Below are 14,780 nucleotides of genomic sequence, written 5' to 3' on the forward strand. Positions count from 1 at the left end.
TCCTTGAACCGCCCATATAGGGGCAGCGGGCGCCGATTGCACGTTCGGATACCAAAAATGGCCTATGTCTCTTCGCCGTCCTTCACCAGGTCCAGCTCACCCATCGCTTCCTCGAACGCCAGATCGACCGGGTCGAGCAGGCCCGCGGCACGCAGGTCCTCGATTCCCGGTAAATCCTTGCGGCTGGTGAGGCCGAAATGTTGCAGGAACGCGTCAGTCGTCTTGTAAATCAACGGCCTGCCCGGCACCTCACGCCGCCCGGCGGGCGCGATCCACTCGGCCTCCATCAGCACGTCGAGCGTGCCTTTCGAGGTCTGGACGCCGCGAATCGCCTCGATCTCGGCGCGGCTGACCGGCTCGTGATAGGCGACGATCGCTAACACCTCCGCCGCCGCGCGCGACAGCTTGCGCGGATCGTCGCGCTCGCGGCGGAGCAGATGCGCCAGATCCGCCGGGGTCTGGAAATGCCAATGCCCACCGCGCTCGACCAGTTCGATGCCGCTGCCGGCATGGCGCGCGGCGATCGCCTCAATGATCGCGCGCACCGTGCCCGAGGAAAGTTCGCCGCCCAGACGCCCCTCCACCTGGCGTGGGTCGAGCGGCTCGTCGCTGGCAAACAGCATCGCTTCTATCGCGCGTTCGAGGTCGTCGATCGGGTTCATGCGCTCGCAGCCCTCAGATAAAGCGGTTCGAACGCCCCGCCCTGTTTCAAATCGACGCGCCCCTGCCGCGCCAGTTCGAGCGCGGCGACGAAACTCGAAGCGATCGCCGAACGGCGCAGCGGACCGTCATAATCTGGCGGCAGGAAATCTGCGAGTTCGGCCCAGTCGAGCTTGGTTCCGATCATCCGCTGCAGATGGTGGAGCGCCGCGTCGAGCGTGACGACCGGGCGCCGCGCAACCATATGGACGACCGGCTCGGTGCGCAGCTTCACCTGGCCATAGGCCGCGAGCAGATCGTAAAGGCTGGCATCCCAACGGCGGAGCTTGATATCGTGCAGCCCCTCGGGCTTCGGCCGCAGGAACACGTCGCGCCCGACCCGGTCGCGCGCGAGCAGCCGCGCCGCCGCCTCGCGCATCGCGGCAAGGCGCTGGAGCCGAAGCTGCAGGCGCAGTGCCAGCTCATCGGGCGACGGGTCCTCGAGTGGGTCCTTCGGCAGCAACAGCGCCGATTTGAGATAGGCGAGCCACGCCGCCATCACGAGATAATCGGCCGCGACCTCCAGCCTGGCGCGCATCTCGGCGATGAAGGTCAGATATTGTTCGACCAGATCGAGGATCGATATCTGGCGCAGATCGACCTTTTGCCCGCGCGCGAGCGTCAGCAGCAGGTCGAGCGGCCCCTCCCAGCTGTCGAGCGAAAGCTGGAGCGCGTCGTCGCGTTCCGCCGGGGGCGCCACATCGAAATCGAGCGGCAGCGCGTCCATCGCGCGCTCAGGCGATCGCCAGCAGCGCGTCGCGCTGGTCGACCAGCGTGTCGAACGCCCGCGAGTCGCCAGCGCCCGCAATGCGGTCCATCGCCCCGTCGAGCCGCGCCCGCGACACCTCGCTGATCGGATCCAGCACGTTGGCGATGCCGATCATATCGTCCATCTTGCCCCAGCAATTGAGCGCAATGTCGCACCCCGCCGCCACCGCGGCGGCCGCGCGCGAGGGCACGTCGCCCGACAAGGCCTGCATGTCGAGGTCGTCGGTCAGCAACAGGCCGTGAAAACCGATGCGCTGCCGGATAACGCTGTCGATGATGATCGGCGACAGGGTGGCAGGACGTTCGGGATCCCATGCGCTGAACACGACATGGCACGTCATCGCCATCGCGGCGTCGCGCAACGCAGCGAAGGGAGCGAGATCGGTCTGCAAATCGCGGTCGGGGGCTTCCACCACCGGCAAGGCTTTATGGGTGTCGAGCAACGCGCGGCCGTGCCCCGGGATATGCTTGACGATGCCGACAACGCCGCCCGCCTGCAGCCCGCTGAGGATCGCGCGGCCAAGTGCGGCGACGCGCATCGGTTCGCTGCCGAGCGCGCGGTCGCCGATCACGTCGCTGGCGCCGGGCTGGCGCACGTCGAGCAGCGGGAGGCAATCAACGGTGATACCGACCTCTGCCAGCATGACCGCAAGCGCCATCGCGTTGAGCCGCGCCGCCTCGATCGCGCTGGCAGGCGCGCGCTCGTACAGCGCGTCGAATGCGGCGCCATTGGGAAAATCGGGCCATTCGGGCGATTTCATCCGCGCGACGCGTCCACCCTCCTGATCGATCAGGATCGGCAGGTTCGCCCGCCCGTCGAGGGCGCGAAGTTCGTCGGTCAGTCGGCGCAGCTGTTCGCGGTTCGCGATGTTACGACCAAAGAGGATATAGCCCGCCGGGTCGCTGTCGCGAAAGAAGGCGCGTTCGTCGTCGGTCAGCGTCAGACCGGACGGGCTGAAAATAGCGGGTATCATCGTGCGTCAACCTCCATCGGCCGGCGCCCCCTCATGCGGCAACCAAGCGCGTATGATGGCACAGCAGCGTCCGCGAACCAATGTCCGCTGCGGCCAAACGGGGCGAATCAGCGGACGATGACGCAATTTTCACCCGCGACTCGCAATTTCCCGCACAAATTCGAAGCGTTAGCCGACGTGCCAGCGGCGACACGCAGGCGATAGACGGTGCCGTCGCCAACCTTGGCCGGCGACACCGACTTGCCGAGATCGGCGAGGTAGGAAAAGCGCTTCGACAGGTTCGTCCACGCCTTGTTGGCGGCCGCCTCGCTGCTGAACGCGCCAAGCTGGACCATCGCCGCACCCGATGCGGCCGGCGGCGGGGCGGTTTTCGTATCGGGCGTTTTCGCCGATGTCGCCGCGGGCTTCGGTTCGCCCTTTTTTGTGGCCGCGCCGCGCGTTGCAGCGGCCTTTGCGGCGGCAGCCTTGGCCGCGCTCGCCTTGGCCGCGGCAGCCTCGCGGTCCTGCGGGGTTACCGCCGGCTCTTCGGGCATCCGGCTCGGGTCGACCTTGGCGCCGGGCGCGGCGCCTTCGCTCGCGGCGAAGCTGGCGTCGCCCTCGCCCTCGAACGTCTTGGCGGCATCATTTTTCGGCGCCACCTTATAGTCGCCGTCCTGCGCCGCGATCAGTTCACCCTGCCCGCGCGAGCCGCCATTCTGGATCCACCACAGGCCGCCGAGCACGGCGCCGATCAGGAGCAGCCCGCCCAGCACCATGACCAGCAACCGCACCGGCGACACTTCGCCGTCCTCGTCATAATCGTCGGCCGCTTCGAGCCAGGGCAGGCGATCTTCGCCGTCCAGCTCCAGCCCCGCTTCGTCGGCATCCCTGTTCTGCTCGCCCGCCATCACAGCATCTCCTCGAGCGCCTCTACCCCCATCAGGTGGAGCCCGTTGCGGATAACCTGCCCGATTCCGTCGGCCAAATAAAGGCGCGTCGCGGTCAGTTCGGGATCATCGGTCATAATGACACGGGTGTCGGGGCGATCGTTACCAAGGTTCCACCACGCATGGAACGCCGCCGCGACTTCGCCGAGATAGAAAGCGACGCGGTGCGGTTCGCGCGCTGATGCTGCGGCGTCGACGATGCGCGGAAATTGCGCGAGCAGCTTGACGAGGCCAAGTTCATAATCGTCGAGACGCGCGGCATTCGGGGCGGCGGGCGCAATGCCCGCTTCGCCCAGCTTGCGCTTCAGCGAGGCAATCCGCGCATGAGCATATTGCACATAAAAGACCGGATTATCGCGCGACGCCTCGACCACCTTGGCGAAGTCGAAATCCATCTGCGCGTCGGCTTTGCGGGTCAGCATGGTGAAACGGACCGCATCTTTGCCGACCTCGTCGACGATGTCGGCCAGCGTGACGAAATTGCCGGCGCGTTTCGACATTTTGAACGGCTCGCCGTTTTTGAGCAGGCGGACCATCTGGACCAGCTTGACGTCGAATTTCTTTTTGCCGCCGGTCAACGCCGCGACCGCCGCCTTGATCCGCTTGACCGTCCCGGCATGGTCGGCGCCCCAGATGTCGATCAATTCGTCGGCCGATTCGGCCTTCTGAAAATGATAGGCGAGGTCGGCGCCGAAATAGGTCCAGCTGCCGTCCGACTTCTTGATCGGCCGGTCCTGATCATCGCCGAACCTGGTCGAGCGGAACAGCGGCAGTTCGACCGGTTCCCAATCTTCGGGCATTTCACCCTTCGGCGCTTCGAGCACGCCATCATAAACGAGATCGTGATCGCGCAGCCATTGTTCGGCGTCGGCGGGTTTGCCAGCGGCCTGTAATTCGGCCTCGGACGAAAACAGGTCGTGATGGATGCCGAGCTTGGCGAGATCGGCGCGGATCATGTCCATCATCGCGCTGACCGCTTCGGCGCGGAACAACCCAAGCCACGCGCTTTCGGGCGCCCCGACGAAGCGGTCGCCATATTCGGTCGCCAGTTTCTGCGCGACGGGGATCAGATAGTCGCCGGGATACAGCCCCTCGGGGACCGCACCGACGTCTTCGCCCAGCGCTTCGCGGTACCGCAGGTGCACCGACCGCGCGAGCACGTCGACCTGTCCGCCAGCGTCGTTGACATAATATTCGCGGGTGACGTCATGTCCGGCATATTCGAGCAGCGCCGCGAGCGCGTCGCCGACGACCGCGCCGCGGCAATGGCCGACATGCATCGGACCGGTGGGATTCGCCGAAACATATTCGACATTGACCCGCCGCCCGCCGCCCATGGTGGAGCGGCCATAGTCGGCGCCCGCGGCGTGGACCGCCGCCAGCTCGTCGCGCCAGCTGTCGTCGGCAAGGCGCAAATTGATAAAGCCGGGGCCGGCGACGCTCGCCTCGGTCACTTCGGCGAGCGCGCCAAGTTCGGCCACGAGCAGGTCGGCGACAGCACGCGGGTTCATCCCGGCGGGCTTGGCAAGCACCATCGCCGCGTTGGTCGCGACGTCGCCGTGCGCCGCGTCCCGCGGCGGCTCGACGCTGATCGCCGCGCGGTCGAGCCCGGCGGGCAAGGCATCGCGCGCGACAAGCGCGTCGAGCGCGGCATCGATATGGTCGGAAAAGCGGCTGAACAAGGTCACGGCGGATCCTAGCTATCATCGGATAAAGTCTGCGCGCGCCCTAGCCCAGCTTGGGTAACGCGAAAAGCCCTGCGCCGCCCGAATGGCGCCGCAGGGCGAGACAAAGCGAACGGCGCTTGGGCGCGCCGCCGCGATCGCTATCGTCGCACGTTATATTCGAGCTGTTCCTGCGTCAGCTGAAAGCCGACAAGCAGCTCGAAGCTGGCGCGCTGCACCGCGGCACGCACTTCGGGCAGGCTGAGCGGATCGACCGCGGCGTCCTGGTCGCCAGCACGCCGCTTGCGGGTGATGCGGTCGCGGATGTCGGCGGGCAACGTCGCCGCGGTCCGATCGACATAGGCCGACGCCTGGCCGCGGCCGGTGCCGCGCACCTGTCCGTCGGCAAACGTCACGGTCACGCTGCCCAGCCGCTTTGCGACGATTGCCGTGCCGCCCTGCACGACAGTCGAGAAATAGGGCAGCGTTACCGTGCGCGCCGGCCCGGCGTCGCGCCGTGTCGCCACGACGTCGAAACTCGCCAGCTGATAGACCTTCTCGCCCGTGTCGTTGCACTGCGGCGTCAGGTTGGTGATCGCGGCGACGACATCGATCGCGGCGGCATCGCGGCTGGTTGCGGGATCGAACAGCGTGACATCGCCGGTGTGCAGCGGCACCGCGACCGCCGGACAGGTCGAGCGGGTGGCGGTGATCCCGACCCCCGACGACACGTCGATGTCGTTGTCCTTGGCGCAGCCCGCCACCGTCGCCAGCGCCGCCGTGCCGCACAATGCGACGAGAAACTTACGGGGCGGGGACGAAATGGACATCATGATGATCGGGCTTTCCAATGGGCGCGAGGGGCGAGATAGGATATTCCCGCTTCATGCGCGCCGCTTCTTATCGGTGCGATGAACGCGGCGCAACGGGGACGAAGCCGCTTTACCCGATATGCCCTGCTGCGCTAGAGCGCGCTGGTCATGAACGCTATCGATCCGACATTGCGCCCCGGTGGCAACGAAACCGCCAAACTCAAGGTTTTGGTGGCTGCCCCGCGCGGCTTTTGCGCCGGCGTCGATCGCGCGATCCGTATCGTCGAGCTGGCGATCGAACGTTTTGGCGCGCCCGTCTACGTCCGCCACGAAATCGTTCACAATCGCTATGTGGTTGAAACGCTGAAGGCTCAGGGCGCGATTTTCGTCGAATCGCTCGATCAGGTGCCCGATGGCGTGCCCGTGGTGTTCAGCGCCCATGGTGTCCCGAAAGCGGTCCCCGCCAAGGCCGAAATGCGCGGTCTCGACTATATCGACGCGACCTGTCCGCTGGTGTCGAAGGTGCACCGCCAGGCCGAGCGCAACCATGAAGCCGGTCGTCATATCGTCTTCATCGGCCATGCCGGACACCCCGAGGTCATCGGGACGCTGGGCCAGTTGCCCGCCGGTGCGATGACCCTGGTCGAATCGGTCGACGATGTTGCGGCGTTGGAACCCGCGGACGCCGACAATCTGGCTTTTCTGACCCAGACCACCCTCTCGGTCGACGATACCCGCGATATCATCACCGCGCTCCAGCACCGTTTCCCGACGATTGCCGGCCCGCGCGGCGAGGATATCTGCTACGCAACGTCGAACCGGCAGGAAGCGGTGAAGGCGATTGCCAAAGAGTGCGACCGGGTAATCGTCATCGGCGCGCCGAACAGTTCGAACAGCCTGCGGCTGGTCGAGGTCGCCGAACGCATGGGCACCCCTGCACACCTCGTCCAGCGCGGCACCGATGTCGATCCCGAATGGCTCTGCGACATCGCTACGCTGGGCATTACGGCGGGCGCGAGCGCGCCGGAGACGCTGGTGCGCGAAGTGATCGAAGCGGTCGCCACCCACCGCACGATCGTCGAAGATTTCGTCGTCACGGCCGAGGAAACCATGGTGTTCAAGCTGCCGCGTGGACTAGAACCGGCCGGCGCCTGATGGCGGTTTATACGGGCGTCGAGCCCGACGATCTTGCCGCGCTCGTCGGCCGCTACGACATTGGCACTGTGCTGTCGTGCAAGGGGATCGCCGAGGGCGTCGAAAACAGCAACTTCCTGCTCGAGACCACCGGTGGCCGCTTCATCCTGACCCTGTACGAGAAGCGGGTGCGTGCCGGGGATCTGCCGTTTTTCGTCGATCTGCTCGATCACCTTGCCGCATCGGGCTGCGCTGTCCCGGCGATGATCCGCGACCGCACCGGCACGGCGATTCAGCAGATATCGGCCCGCGCCGCCTGTATCATCCAGTTTCTGCCCGGCATTTCGCTGACGCGCCCCACGCCGGCTCAGTGCGACGCGGCCGGCGCCGCGCTCGGCGCGATGCACCGGGCGCTCCAAACCTATTCCGGCACCCGCGCGAACAGCATGGGACACCGCCACTGGCGCGCCGTCGCCGAAGCGACGGGCGACCTCGACGCGGTGGTGCCGGGTTTGCAGGCGATCGTCGCTGACGAGTTTGCCTGGCTCGATGCGAACTGGCCGGCGACGCTGCCGGCGCATGTCATCCACGCCGACCTGTTCCCCGACAACGTCCTGATGCTCGGCGAGCGCGTGACTGGTCTGATCGATTTCTATTTCGCCGCGACCGATTTTCGGGCCTACGACGTTGCGGTCACCCACGCGGCATGGACCTTTTCCCATGACGGCCTGCGGTGCGACAAAGCGCGCGCGCACGCGCTGATGCGTGGTTACGCGCGCGAAATATCGCTGTCCGACGCCGAGATGGCGGCACTGCCGTTGCTCGCGCGCGGCGCTGCGTTGCGCTTCCTGCTCACCCGCGCCCACGACTGGGTGCATACGCCGGCCGACGCGCTGGTGACGCGCAAGGACCCTGCGCCTTTTCTCAATCGCCTGCGCCGCTACCAGGCCGACGACGCAGCCAGCCTGTTCGCTGTCGCATGACCGAGGGCAAGACGGTGATCGTCGCCACCGATGGCGCGTGCAAGGGCAATCCAGGGCCGGGCGGCTGGGGCGCGGTGCTGCGCTGGGGCGATGTCGTGAAGACCCTGTCGGGCGGCGAACCCGACACCACGAACAACCGCATGGAGATGATGGCGGCGATCGAAGCGCTCGCGGCGCTCAAGCGCCGCTGCAACGTCGAACTGTCGACCGACAGCGTCTATGTCCGTGACGGCATCACCAAATGGGTGTTCGGCTGGCAGAAGAACGGGTGGAAGACCGCGGCGAAGAAACCCGTGGCCAACGCCGACCTGTGGCAGCGGCTGGTCGTCGAGGCGGCGCGCCACGACATCGAGTGGCTGTGGGTCAAGGGCCATGCCGGGCACGGCGACAACGAGATGGCCGACAAACTCGCGAGCGACGCTGCGCTGGACGTCATGCGAAAGGCGCGGACGCGCTGAACGCCTTCTCCCGTGGGCTCATTCGGCCGCCTGGTTCAAGCCCATCGATGTAGGGTATCAGACGAAGCGCGACGGCGCGAAGACAGCCGGATCGATGGCACCGATAGCGCCGCCCGGCACTGGCGCGCCAAGCTGCGCCGCGGTCAAGCCGGCGATCGCCGGAGCGGTCTGGATGCCGAATCCGCCCTGCCCGGCGCACCAGAAGAAATTCCGAACCGCCGGGTCGGGTCCGAACACCGGCAGCCGGTCGGGTGCAAAGCTGCGTAGCCCCGCCCATTTGCGCTCGACCGCCGCGACGGGCCAGTCGACCACCGATTGCAGCCGGTCGATCGCGATCGCCACATCGACCTCGTCGGGCGCGGTGTCGCACGGCTCGGATGGCGTTTCATCATGCGGGCTCAACCAGATGCGCCCCTCGCTTTCGCCCTTGAAATAAAAGTCGCCGCCGACGTGCGCGACCAGCGGCAGGCCGGCTGGGGTCGCGACATCGAGGCGGACCTGCGCCACCGTCCGCCGGTAGGGCTGGATGCCGACCGGCGCCGCGCCGCACGCCGTCGCCACCTGATCGGCCCACGCGCCGGCCGCGTTAACGATCACCGCTGCGTCGATATCCCCTTGCGACGTTTGGGCAATCCAGCCGCCGTCCCGCCGTTGGGCGGCAACGAAACGCGTGCGCGTCGCGAGCGTCGCCCCGCGCCGCCGGGCCGCGCGCAAATAGGCGCTGTGGAGGCGCCCGACGTCGATATCGCAGCACGAAGGTTCGAACGCGGCTTCGCTCCATTCGGGGCGAAGACCGGGGATAGCGGCCGCGAGCGCCGTGGCGCCAACGCGCGCCACGTCCACACCTTGCGCGTCGAAAGCCGCAACAAATGCGTCGATCCGCGCGGCCTCTGCCGCGCGCCCGACCACCAGTGCGGTTCGCGGCGCCAGGAAACCGCGATCGGAAAAGCCCGGATCGGGGTCGTGCAGCGCCGCGAACGAGGCCGCCGTCAGTGGCTGGACCCCGACGCCGCCGTAACTTTCCTGCCAGAACGCCGCCGACCGCCCGGTTGCATGATAACCCGGCGCATCCTCCGCCTCGATCATCATCACGCGGCGATAAGGCGCCAGCGCCGCCGCGAGGCTCGCCCCGGCGATCCCCGCGCCGACGATCAATATGTCTGTCGACGAAGGCGTCGCGGCGGTCATCCCCGCCGCATATCGGCTGGACCGCGGAATGCAAGCCGCGCGCCCGGGACATGGTTACCCTTTGGTAAGCCATGATCGCTAGGGGAAGGCCGATGGAAAGCGGCGCGATCTCCCTTGCATTGTCGGCTCTGTTGGCCCTGCTGATGATCGCCGCCGCGATCAGCGACCTGCGCTCGCGGACCATCTCAAACGGCCTGAACGCCGCAATCGCGCTGTTGGCCATCCCGTTCTGGATCGCCACCGGGCTCGCCTGGTGGCCCGACGCCGCGCTCCAGTTCGGCGCCTCGTTCGCGGTCTTTCTCGTTTTTGTCGGCCTGTTCGCTGTCGGCGCGATGGGTGGCGGTGACGTCAAGATGATCGGCGCCGTCATGCTGTGGATTCCGCTGCCGCTGTTCCTGCCGATGCTGACGGTGATGGCGATCGGCGGCGGAATCCTGTCGGCGGTCATGCTCGTCTATTCCAAAATCCGCCCGTCGGACAATCCGGTCGAGGTGCCCTACGGCGTCGCGATCGCCGCCGCCGGCCTTTGGGCGCTTCACCAACAATATCTTAACCACTTTCAGTCTATCGCTTCGAGTTGAGGGCAAGCGCCACCACCTCTGGTCGGCGTTAGGAGGCAAAAAATCGTGGATACGCGAAAGATAATGCTGATCGTCGGCGCGCTGATCATTGCCATTGGCGCGGCGTTCGGGGTCAACCAGATGATGCGCGGGGCGTCCGCTCCGGAGGCACGCGCTGCCGCGGCGCCGGACATCAACGGCCCGATGATCCTTGTGGCGACACGGCAGCTGCCCGTCGGCACGATCATCGGCCCGGACAGTTTCCGCTTCCAGCCCTGGCCCAAGGAGTTGGTCGAGAAGGCCTATTTCATGAAAGAAAAGACCGACGTGCAGACTTTGGTCGGCACCGTTGTGCGCTATCCGATCACCGCGGGCCAGCCGTTGACGCAGGGCGCCCTCGTGCATCCCGACGATCGCGGCTTCCTTGCCGCGGCGCTCGGCCCCGGCATGCGCGCCGTGACGGTCAAGGTTTCGCAGGAACAGGGTGTTGCCGGCTTCGTCTTCCCGGGCGACCGCGTCGATGTCGTGCTCGCCCAGACGATCGATATCGACACCGAGCGCAGCAGCTATCCCGACAAGCAGTTGTTCACCGCCGAAACGATCGTTCGCAACGTCCGGGTGCTCGCCACCGACCAGCGCTTCGACGCCGAGGACGAGACGGGCAAGACGCCGGTCCGCACCTTCGGTTCGGTGACGCTGGAGGCGACGCCCGAAATCGCCGAACGCATCGCCGTCGCCCAGAGCATGGGCAAGATTTCGCTGGCCCTGCGTCCCCTTGCGGAGAGCAGCGGGGAACTCGAAGCGGCGATCGCCTCGGGCGAGGTCAATGTTCCCGCCAAGGGCGGCACCGCGGCCGAGCGTCGGATGATGGCGGAAGCCGCCAACCGTCCGACCACCGCCAAGTCGGCAACGACCGGCGGCGATATTTCTCGCTTCTGGATCCCGGTGAGCGGTCGCGTCTCGGCGCCCCGTCAAGCACCGTCGTCCGCTGCGATTTCGGCGCCGTCGATCAGCATGGCGCCCAGCGGCCCCGTCGTCCGCATCACGCGCGGCGACAAGGTGTCCGAAATTCCTGTTGGGGGTAATTGAGATGAACAGCAAAGCCAATTTCAAGGCGGTGGCGCTTGCCCGCACCCTGGCCGTCGGCCTGGTGGCAGCAGCGCTGGCATCGGCTCCCGCCCCGCAGGCGGCCGCCCAGGCGACGCATAACACCAGCAACAGCATCGACCTGTCGGTCGGTCGCGGGCGCCTGATCAACCTGCCGGCCACGATGACCGACGTCTTCGTCGCCAAGGACGAGGTCGCCGACGTACAGGTCCGTTCGGGTCGTCAGCTCTATATCTTCGGCAAGGCGCCCGGCGAAACGAGCATTTATGCCACCGACGCCAGCGGCCGCGTGGTTTATTCGACGGTCGCCCGCGTCGGCAACAATATCGAGACGATCGACCAGATGCTGTCGCTCGCCATGCCCGACGCAACCATCGCATCGAACACGATGAACGGCTTTGTCCTGCTGACCGGCACCGTGGCGTCGCCCGACGACGCCGCCGAAGCCGAACGGCTCGTTCAGGCTTTCGTCGGCGAAGAGACCAAGGTGCTCTCGCGCCTGCGCACCGCAACGCCGCTGCAGGTCAACCTGCAAGTCCGCATCGCCGAAGTAAACCGGACGCTGGTCAAGGAGATCAGCGGCAACGTTCTGTCGCGCGATCGCGACGGCGTTCTCGGCAACGGCTTTCTGGGCAGCGTATCGCGTGGCCGTTCGGCCGGCGAAATTCTGTACGGCGGTGAAGGCGAGCCGCCGTTGCCGGCCGGTACCACGGGTTACCGGTTTAACACCCCAGCCGGCATCAACAGCCTCGGCGCCGCCGGTCGTCTATTTGGTATGGACCTGATTGCGTCGCTCGATCTCGGCGAACGCTCGGGGATGGTGGTGACGCTGGCGCAGCCCAATCTGACCGCGATCTCGGGCGAAACCGCCGACTTCCTGGCCGGCGGCGAATTCCCGATCCCGATCCCCGGCAACTTCGCCGGCACGACGATCGAATATCGCAAATATGGCGTCAGCCTCGCCTATACGCCGACCGTGCTGTCGAACGGCCGCATCAGCCTGCGCGTCCGCCCCGAAGTGTCGGAGCTGTCGACCGAAGGCGCGATCGAGATGGAAGGCTTCCAGATTCCGGCGCTGACCATTCGCCGCGCCGAAACGACGGTCGAACTCGGTTCGGGCGAAAGCTTCATGATCGCCGGCCTGATGAACAACCGTTCGATCGGCGCGATCGACAAACTGCCCGGCCTCGGCGATGTGCCGCTGCTCGGCATGCTGTTCAAATCGGACAGCTTCCGTCGCGGCGAAACCGAACTGGTGATCGTGGTGACGCCGTATCTCGTTCAGCCGGTGTCGGCGAACGACATCAAGCTGCCGACCGATGCCTATCAGAACTCGAACGATCTTGCCCGGCTGCTGCTCGGCAAGGAGAGCGATGGCGTGACCGGCGGCGATCGTCCCAAGCCGCGCCTCGACACGTCGGTCGGCGACGCCGACCGTCCGCGCGGCACCGGCGACGTGTCGCCGGGCTTCAGCATCAAGTGACGCGCTGGTTTTCAGGAGCAAAGTGATGAACAAAATCGCAACTTGGACGGTCCTGGCGCTGGCCACCTCGCTTGCCGGCTGCGCCGGCAGCGCCACCAGCAACACCAGCCTGGAATCGGTCCACCAGCCGGTCGTTCGCAACGCCATCTATCAATTCGACGTCGCCGCGACGAGCGGCGAGCTGCCGCCCAGTGAACAGGGCCGGTTGCAGGGTTGGCTCGATACGATGGGCGCGCGCTATGGCGACCGCATTTCGGTCGACGACCCCTCGGTCTATGGCGCCACCTCGGCCCATGCCACGATCCGTTCGATGGTCGAGCGCCGTGGGCTGCTGCTGAGCCCTGAGGTTCCGGTCACCACCGGCGCGGTGCCGCCGGGGCATGTGCGCGTGGTCATCACCCGCGCCTCGGCCCACGTCCCGGGCTGCCCGGACTGGGAAACGAAATATTCGGTGAACTTCAAGAATGCGACGTCGTCCAACTATGGCTGCGCGACCAACAGCAATCTGGCCTCGATGGTCGCCGATCCGAACGACCTGATCAAGGGCACCGGCGAAACCCGCAACGATCCGTCGACCGCGACGCGCGCGATCAAGACCTATCGTGAAAAACCCCTGACCGGCGCGGGCGACCTGCGCAGCCAGGCAACGAGCAACAGCGACGGAGGCGGCAAGTGAACGCACCTTTCAAACTCGCGGGATTGCGCGATCCGTTCAGCGCTTTCGTGTGCGACGACGATACGCTGGAGTTGATCCGCGTCGCGGCCGCCGACATGGGCTGGCCGGTCGAAAAATGTAACAAGGGCGGCCTGCGCAACGCGGTGCAGTCGCTGTCGGTTTCGGCGAGCCCGAACATCCTGTTCGTCGACATGTCCGAATCGGGCGACCCGATCAACGACATCAATGCGCTGGCGGAAGTCTGCGAGCCCGGCACCGTCGTGATCGCGGCGGGTCAGGTCAACGATGTGCGCCTGTATCGCGACCTGTTGTCGAGCGGCATCCAGGATTATCTGCTCAAGCCGCTGTCGCTCGATCAGGTCCGCGAATCGCTGACCATGGCGCAGGCGATGCTCGCAGCGCCGAAACATGCCGAGATGCTCGACGACAAGCCGCATCATATGATGGCGGTGGTCGGCGTGCGCGGCGGCGTCGGTGCCTCGCTGGTATCGACCTCGCTCGCCTGGGCGATCAGCGAACAGGCCGATCGCCAGACCGCGCTGCTCGACCTCGACCTGCATTTCGGCACCGGGGCGCTGACGCTCGACCTCGAGCCCGGCCGCGGCCTGATCGATGCGATCGACAACCCCAGCCGTATCGACGGACTGTTCATCGAACGCGCGATGGTACGGGCATCGGACAAGCTCAGCCTGCTGTCGGCCGAAGCGCCGATCCACCAGCCGGTGATGACCGACGGCTCGGCCTTTTTCCAGCTGGAAGAAGAGCTGCGCAACGCGTTCGAGATGACGATCGTCGATCTCCCGCGCCAGGTGCTGATCCCCTTCCCGCACCTGGTGTCGGAAGCGGGAACGATCATGCTGGTCAGCGACGTCACTCTGGCGTCGGCGCGCGACACGATCCGCCTGCTGTCCTGGTTCAAGCAGAACGTACCCGGCTCGCGCGTCGTGCTGGTCGCGAACAAGTTCCAGAATGCGATCGGCGAACTGTCGCGCAAGGAGTTCGAATCTTCGATCGAACGCCCGATCGACATCGTCATCCCCTTCGATCCCAAATTGGTCAGCCAGTCGGCAAAGCTCGGCAAATCCTACGCCGAAATCTGCAAGGGCACCAAGGCGGGCCAGGTGTGGACGAACCTGATGCGCATCGTCCTCGACGGTGCCGACGTCGAAGCCGAAGAGGCCGCCGCCAAACCTGCCAAGGCCAAATCCGGCAAATCGGGCGGATCGCTGCTGGGCAAGCTCGGCGGCATCGGCGGCATGATGGCGAAAAAAGGCGCGAAGTAACGGCGAAGCGGCGACCGGGATGGCCCGGCCGCTGCTTCCGGCGACGGAAACGGACGAACAGCGAC

Annotated in this window: 15 protein-coding genes; 8 read left to right on the top strand and 7 right to left on the bottom strand. The window is 66.3% G+C overall.

Annotated elements, in window-relative coordinates; genetic code table 11:
• Positions 1–62 precede the first annotated feature (62 nt).
• The 6 genes from scpB to HEQ22_RS09845 form a co-directional block, all read right to left on the bottom strand.
• Positions 63–662 (bottom strand): SMC-Scp complex subunit ScpB, encoded by a 600-nt coding sequence (gene scpB / locus HEQ22_RS09820; protein WP_432767721.1) that lies wholly within the window; start codon positions 660–662, stop codon positions 63–65.
• Positions 659–1,426 (bottom strand): segregation and condensation protein A, encoded by a 768-nt coding sequence (locus HEQ22_RS09825; RefSeq protein ID WP_432767722.1) that lies wholly within the window; start codon positions 1,424–1,426, stop codon positions 659–661. Before HEQ22_RS09825 ends, scpB begins: the two co-directional genes overlap by 4 nt.
• Before the next feature lie 7 nt (positions 1,427–1,433).
• Positions 1,434–2,441 (bottom strand): beta-N-acetylhexosaminidase, encoded by a 1,008-nt coding sequence (gene nagZ / locus HEQ22_RS09830; protein ID WP_432767723.1) that lies wholly within the window; start codon positions 2,439–2,441, stop codon positions 1,434–1,436.
• A 107-nt stretch (positions 2,442–2,548) separates the two neighbouring features.
• The gene (locus HEQ22_RS09835) at positions 2,549–3,328 is read right to left on the bottom strand and encodes an SPOR domain-containing protein (protein WP_432767724.1); all 780 of its coding nucleotides are present in this window, start codon (positions 3,326–3,328) and stop codon (positions 2,549–2,551) included.
• Positions 3,328–5,055: an arginine--tRNA ligase gene (argS, locus tag HEQ22_RS09840; RefSeq protein WP_432767725.1), complete on the bottom strand. Its 1,728-nt coding sequence runs from the start codon at positions 5,053–5,055 to the stop codon at positions 3,328–3,330. Before argS ends, HEQ22_RS09835 begins: the two co-directional genes overlap by 1 nt.
• 137 nt (positions 5,056–5,192) lie before the next feature.
• The gene (locus HEQ22_RS09845) at positions 5,193–5,864 is read right to left on the bottom strand and encodes a hypothetical protein (RefSeq protein WP_432767726.1); all 672 of its coding nucleotides are present in this window, start codon (positions 5,862–5,864) and stop codon (positions 5,193–5,195) included.
• A 147-nt stretch (positions 5,865–6,011) separates the two neighbouring features.
• Here HEQ22_RS09845 and ispH point away from each other — a divergent pair, with 147 nt between their 5' ends.
• Genes ispH through rnhA form a run of 3 tightly spaced genes read left to right on the top strand, consistent with a single transcriptional unit; the run spans position 6,012 to position 8,418 of the window.
• Positions 6,012–6,998 (top strand): 4-hydroxy-3-methylbut-2-enyl diphosphate reductase, encoded by a 987-nt coding sequence (ispH, locus tag HEQ22_RS09850; RefSeq protein WP_432767727.1) that lies wholly within the window; start codon positions 6,012–6,014, stop codon positions 6,996–6,998.
• Positions 6,998–7,960, top strand: coding sequence for a homoserine kinase (thrB, locus tag HEQ22_RS09855; RefSeq protein ID WP_432767728.1), 963 nt, complete (start codon positions 6,998–7,000; stop codon positions 7,958–7,960). Before ispH ends, thrB begins: the two co-directional genes overlap by 1 nt.
• Positions 7,957–8,418, top strand: coding sequence for a ribonuclease HI (gene rnhA, locus HEQ22_RS09860; protein WP_432767729.1), 462 nt, complete (start codon positions 7,957–7,959; stop codon positions 8,416–8,418). Before thrB ends, rnhA begins: the two co-directional genes overlap by 4 nt.
• Positions 8,419–8,475: 57 nt before the next feature.
• Here rnhA and HEQ22_RS09865 read toward each other — a convergent pair whose 3' ends face one another.
• Complete coding sequence (locus HEQ22_RS09865; RefSeq protein ID WP_432767730.1) at positions 8,476–9,606, bottom strand: NAD(P)/FAD-dependent oxidoreductase; 1,131 nt, start codon at positions 9,604–9,606, stop codon at positions 8,476–8,478.
• A gap of 92 nt (positions 9,607–9,698) precedes the next feature.
• On the opposite strand from HEQ22_RS09865, the gene HEQ22_RS09870 reads away from it, so the two are divergent.
• Genes HEQ22_RS09870 through HEQ22_RS09890 form a run of 5 tightly spaced genes read left to right on the top strand, consistent with a single transcriptional unit; the run spans position 9,699 to position 14,715 of the window.
• Positions 9,699–10,187, top strand: a complete 489-nt coding sequence (locus HEQ22_RS09870) for an A24 family peptidase (protein WP_432767731.1) — start codon at positions 9,699–9,701, stop codon at positions 10,185–10,187.
• A gap of 45 nt (positions 10,188–10,232) precedes the next feature.
• Entirely contained in the window at positions 10,233–11,255 is a 1,023-nt protein-coding gene (gene cpaB / locus HEQ22_RS09875) for a Flp pilus assembly protein CpaB (protein ID WP_432767732.1), read from the top strand.
• 1 nt (position 11,256) lies between these two features.
• The gene (locus HEQ22_RS09880) at positions 11,257–12,756 is read left to right on the top strand and encodes a type II and III secretion system protein family protein (RefSeq protein ID WP_432767733.1); all 1,500 of its coding nucleotides are present in this window, start codon (positions 11,257–11,259) and stop codon (positions 12,754–12,756) included.
• Positions 12,757–12,781: 25 nt separating this feature from the next.
• Entirely contained in the window at positions 12,782–13,432 is a 651-nt protein-coding gene (locus HEQ22_RS09885) for a CpaD family pilus assembly protein (protein WP_432767734.1), read from the top strand.
• Positions 13,429–14,715, top strand: coding sequence for a pilus assembly protein CpaE (locus tag HEQ22_RS09890; protein WP_432767735.1), 1,287 nt, complete (start codon positions 13,429–13,431; stop codon positions 14,713–14,715). The genes HEQ22_RS09885 and HEQ22_RS09890 overlap by 4 nt, the downstream gene beginning before the upstream one ends.
• The last annotated feature ends 65 nt before the right edge of the window (positions 14,716–14,780 follow it).

It is taken from the genome of Sphingopyxis sp., assembly GCF_050916055.1.
In the GTDB taxonomy this organism is placed as follows: domain Bacteria; phylum Pseudomonadota; class Alphaproteobacteria; order Sphingomonadales; family Sphingomonadaceae; genus Sphingopyxis.

Bases quoted from the DNA above. Each gene is read 5' to 3' on its own strand.
- scpB (WP_432767721.1), bottom strand. From the start codon at position 662: ATGAACCCGATCGACGACCTCGAACGCGCGATAGAAGCGATGCTGTTT.
- HEQ22_RS09825 (WP_432767722.1), bottom strand. From the start codon at position 1,426: ATGGACGCGCTGCCGCTCGATTTCGATGTGGCGCCCCCGGCGGAACGC.
- nagZ (WP_432767723.1), bottom strand. From the start codon at position 2,441: ATGATACCCGCTATTTTCAGCCCGTCCGGTCTGACGCTGACCGACGAC.
- HEQ22_RS09835 (WP_432767724.1), bottom strand. From the start codon at position 3,328: ATGGCGGGCGAGCAGAACAGGGATGCCGACGAAGCGGGGCTGGAGCTG.
- HEQ22_RS09845 (WP_432767726.1), bottom strand. From the start codon at position 5,864: ATGATGTCCATTTCGTCCCCGCCCCGTAAGTTTCTCGTCGCATTGTGC.
- ispH (WP_432767727.1), top strand. From the start codon at position 6,012: ATGAACGCTATCGATCCGACATTGCGCCCCGGTGGCAACGAAACCGCC.
- thrB (WP_432767728.1), top strand. From the start codon at position 6,998: ATGGCGGTTTATACGGGCGTCGAGCCCGACGATCTTGCCGCGCTCGTC.
- rnhA (WP_432767729.1), top strand. From the start codon at position 7,957: ATGACCGAGGGCAAGACGGTGATCGTCGCCACCGATGGCGCGTGCAAG.
- HEQ22_RS09865 (WP_432767730.1), bottom strand. From the start codon at position 9,606: ATGACCGCCGCGACGCCTTCGTCGACAGACATATTGATCGTCGGCGCG.
- HEQ22_RS09870 (WP_432767731.1), top strand. From the start codon at position 9,699: ATGGAAAGCGGCGCGATCTCCCTTGCATTGTCGGCTCTGTTGGCCCTG.
- HEQ22_RS09880 (WP_432767733.1), top strand. From the start codon at position 11,257: ATGAACAGCAAAGCCAATTTCAAGGCGGTGGCGCTTGCCCGCACCCTG.
- HEQ22_RS09885 (WP_432767734.1), top strand. From the start codon at position 12,782: ATGAACAAAATCGCAACTTGGACGGTCCTGGCGCTGGCCACCTCGCTT.